Raw genomic sequence first — 3,972 nt, 5'->3', positions numbered from 1 at the left:
CCATAAAAAACCAATTAAAACTCGATGTAACAATATTTTAAAAAAAATCAAACAAATCTGCCAAAATTTAATTTTGGCGGACACCCTTTATGAATATTTTTTCTTTTCTAGGCCTATGAAGAGAGTATAATGGATGTTTTTTTGTTTTAACTTCTTTACAAGTAATATTATCCTTAAATTGTTTAATGTAAGAACATATATTAGGGATTTCAGAAAAATTATCTTTTTTTGTTGTATAAATCAAATATGTGTCATCATAATCAATATAATGTCTTTTGATTTGAAAACCACCAAATACTGCTTTTTTTACATGACTCTCTTCCAAATTATTTTCTAATTTTGTTTCTTCATTTATCATGAAAGCTTGTTTATAATCGGGTGAAGCACCTCTTTGCATTTTATCTTCATCTAGTATATCTTCAATAGTTAAATCAGATTTATTCTCTATTTTTTCTAAAATAGAATAATTATCAACATTGTCTGTTATAAACATGTTTGAAGGAATTTTATCCAATAATTTTTGATTATATGTGGAAAAATTTGATTTTTCTAATAATGCAGGAGCTTTTTCTGAAACATTAATAAAATTACCTACAATAATTTTTGAGTTATACTCTTCTTTATTTTTAAAAATTATAATTGCAGAAGGTTGATTAACTCCTTTAAAAACATTCATCCCCATATTAAGTAATTTAGAAATGTGAAAATTTTTTATTAAAAATTGCCTAAGTAATAAGTAACTTGATTGATATAAAATAACATCAGGTACAATCATTCCAAATAATCCATTTTTATTAAGTTTTTTTGAAAATTCATAAGTGAAATATAAAAATGAATTAATCATTCTTACAACAATTTCACTATTTTTTTCTTTCAAATATTCTAGTTCAATATCTGAAAATGCAGCACCCCATGGAGGATTACCAATTACTGCATCAAAACCTCCATGTTCAAATACTTCTGGAAACTCTTCTTCCCAATCAAAAGGATTAATATTATGAAGTTCTTCTAGGGACAAATCATTAGAATCCAATATGTCTGTACCTATTAAACTGTTTCCACATCGTATATTGTCTCCTAGATAGGGTAATGCCCTTTCTTGGATTAATTTCTGTTGAGCTTCTAGCACATCTTTGTTTTCATCTTCGAGCACTTTTAAAAGTAAGCTCAATTTGGTAACTTCGACTGCTTGAGAGTCAATATCTACACCATAAATGTTATTTACAAGTATTCTTTTCTTTTCTTGGATTGTTAATCTTGGAATTCCGTCCCTACCAATATAGATCGCATTTTTAGGAGGTTTTTCCAAGCTAGTATAATAATCAAGATGCCAATCCAATAACTTTTGGTAAGCGCCTAATAAAAAGCTTCCAGAACCACAAGCAGGATCTACAAATCTCAATTTTGAAACCTGATTTGGAGTTTTTCCTTTAAGAAGTTCAGCTATGGTATTGTCAACAATATATTCAACAATGTATTGAGGAGTATAGAAAACACCACCTGCCTTTTTGACTTCAGGCTTGTCTTCAACCTTAGCTTGGTGACCATCAGTTAATCTAATAACTTTACCTAAAAATTGTTCATAGATATTTCCAAGTATCTCAGTTGAAATCATTGAAAATTCATAAGGACAATCTGGATAATACAATCCGTCAATTATCTTTTTCAGTTTACCGTCATCAACCTTTAAACTAGGAGTTAAAGTGTCTGCACTTAGACTAATACCATCTTCTTCTGAAAAATGAAACAAACCACTATTATATTTCAAATCGGCCTTTTTACACAATTCAATGAATGCTTTGTAAACAGGATATTTTCCTTTTTCATTTTTAGCCAATTCGGTTAATTTCTTTAATTGACCATATCGTTCAATTCCACGATCTTCTGCAATTCTTAAAAATATTATCCGATCAATTATCAATTGCACTGCAAAGTTCAGTTCATCTACTGTTAATTTCTTGTTTCTTAAAGCAATATTCCTTGCAAGTTCCAATCTCCACTCTTCAATAGTTTTTAAAAACTCTGAATCAACAGTTGTTGTTCCTTTTTTATCCCCTTCAATGTTTTTAACATACTGGTCAAACTTTCCAGTCATCACTGCTTCTTTACTAAAGACATTATAAATTTCTTCCCATTTTTCAACATATTCTGTATAATGGTAATATTTGATTCTGTCAACAGTAGTATTGTGAGTTTTTTTAGGTGCAGACTTTGGTTCATAGATTGCATGCTCTTCAAAATCAGTTAAAATTCCCAAAGGAAGGTGGGCACTCCAAGTGTATCTTTTTAGCTGAAATGCATATCTTCTATCATGTTCAATATCTACACTCGGTTTTTTGGCTTCAACGAAAAATATTCTAGCTCCTCCAATTCTAAAGCAATAATCCGGAGCTTTAGGTTTGCCACCTACAATTACTGTGTCTTCAAATTCGACATCCTTAAATTGCGGTGAGGCACCTAATTCATTCGTTACGTCCCAACCTAAAGCTATAAAGAATTTGTTGATAAAATGTATCTTTGTATTTTCTTCATCATAAGCTGCTGTCTTGTATATGTGTTCATTGGTCTTAAACTCCTCAACAAGTTCTGCGATTTTCTTTTTACTAGTTTCAAAATCAATCATCTAGAAACACCATACTCACAATATATAATATTAGTTATGTAAATTATGGTTAATAAAAATAGACTTTGATTTCATGAAAAAAAGATAGTTTTATTCTAAATTTTTAGCCAATATATTGCCTTTATCAGTCAATCTATACAACCTACCTTTTCTTACTTCCGGATTAATGCATTCAACCAGCTCATGCTCTTTTAATTCCCCAAGAACTTTTGAAATATGATTTGTCCTAATCCCAGAATCCCTTGCAATAACACTTGGTATTTTAGGACTTTCCTCCAAAGACTTGATTACTTTAGTCCTATATTTTGAGATATTCACATAGCTGATTTCAGTTAACATTTCATCCGACAATTCCATACTATCACTTATTAACTTCTTACAAAATAAATTGTATCCTCATCATAGCTACTTAGCGCATCATATGCTGCCTGTGTCATGAAGCGGAATTTACCGAAGATTCCATATTCAACACCCATGTATACTGGCCCCGTTGATTTAGCCAAATACATTTGTATGCTTCCTGAATGTTTTAATGGTATTACTGAATATGGATCAAGTGATTCCGTATCCCATGAACTTCCGTTATACTCCTTAATTGCCATGACAGAACTTGTGCAAATAGCTACGCGATAACCTTTACTGACGCCCGTTGGCAATGTTGTTGTGGTTTGTATCTTATCCACAGGCAGTTTCCATCCCGATTCCTCATCACTACCTTGACCTGTATCGCCTTTAGGTCCGGTATCGCCTTTACTGCCTGTTGCACCTGTGTCTCCTTTGGCTCCGGTATCACCTTTAACACCCCGTTCACCAGTATCTCCAGTTGCACCTTTAAGACTATCTAATTGTTCAGGCGTAAAGTCTGAATATTCAAATGCCTTACCAGTTGCACCGGTATCTCCCTTAGCACCGGTGTCACCTTTTAGTTCATCGAATGAAATAACCACATTACCGTCCTGTGAAATAATTACTATTTCACCACGTTCATGATCAACATTAACGGTTGGTGAAAATCCACTAGTTCCAGTATCGCCTGTATCTCCCTTTTCTCCTTTTATGTTTCCTACGTTTTCCCAGTCATCACCGTTCCAGACATAAAGAGAGCCGTTGACCAAATAGCTGTCTCCATCATTACCGGTCGGATGTGCCTCAATCAGTTCCTCGTAAGTGCTATACGAACCTTTAATAGTAAGACCAGCGCCAGTAGCTCCAGTATCCCCAGTCGGGCCGGCCGGTCCAGTATCTCCACTAGGTCCTGTGTTTCCAGTATCTCCCTTAGGTCCAGGTTCTCCTTGCGGTCCAGCTGGTCCAGTCTCGCCTTTGTCTCCTTTACTGCCTTTCGCACCAGT

3 protein-coding genes are annotated in these 3,972 nt (G+C 33.6%); all 3 read right to left on the bottom strand.

The window, feature by feature from the left end; translation table 11 throughout:
- Positions 1-67: 67 nt before the first annotated feature.
- Entirely contained in the window at positions 68-2,623 is a 2,556-nt protein-coding gene (locus ACJROP_RS09105) for an Eco57I restriction-modification methylase domain-containing protein (protein ID WP_406535159.1), read from the bottom strand.
- A 90-nt stretch (positions 2,624-2,713) separates the two neighbouring features.
- A complete protein-coding gene (locus ACJROP_RS09100; RefSeq protein WP_406535158.1) occupies positions 2,714-2,980 on the bottom strand; it encodes a transcriptional regulator in 267 nt (88 codons plus the stop codon).
- 11 nt (positions 2,981-2,991) lie between these two features.
- Positions 2,992-3,972, bottom strand: a 981-nt coding sequence (locus ACJROP_RS09095) for a hypothetical protein (RefSeq protein ID WP_406535157.1), incomplete at its 5' end; no start/stop codon positions are given.

Source organism: Methanobrevibacter sp., assembly GCF_045220775.1.
Lineage (GTDB): Archaea > Methanobacteriota > Methanobacteria > Methanobacteriales > Methanobacteriaceae > Methanocatella.
The sequence above is the reverse complement of the archived record's forward strand: the minus strand, read 5'-3'. Positions and strand labels throughout refer to the sequence as shown.

Bases quoted from the DNA above. Each gene is read 5' to 3' on its own strand.
- ACJROP_RS09105 (WP_406535159.1), bottom strand. From the start codon at position 2,623: ATGATTGATTTTGAAACTAGTAAAAAGAAAATCGCAGAACTTGTTGAG.
- ACJROP_RS09100 (WP_406535158.1), bottom strand. From the start codon at position 2,980: ATGGAATTGTCGGATGAAATGTTAACTGAAATCAGCTATGTGAATATC.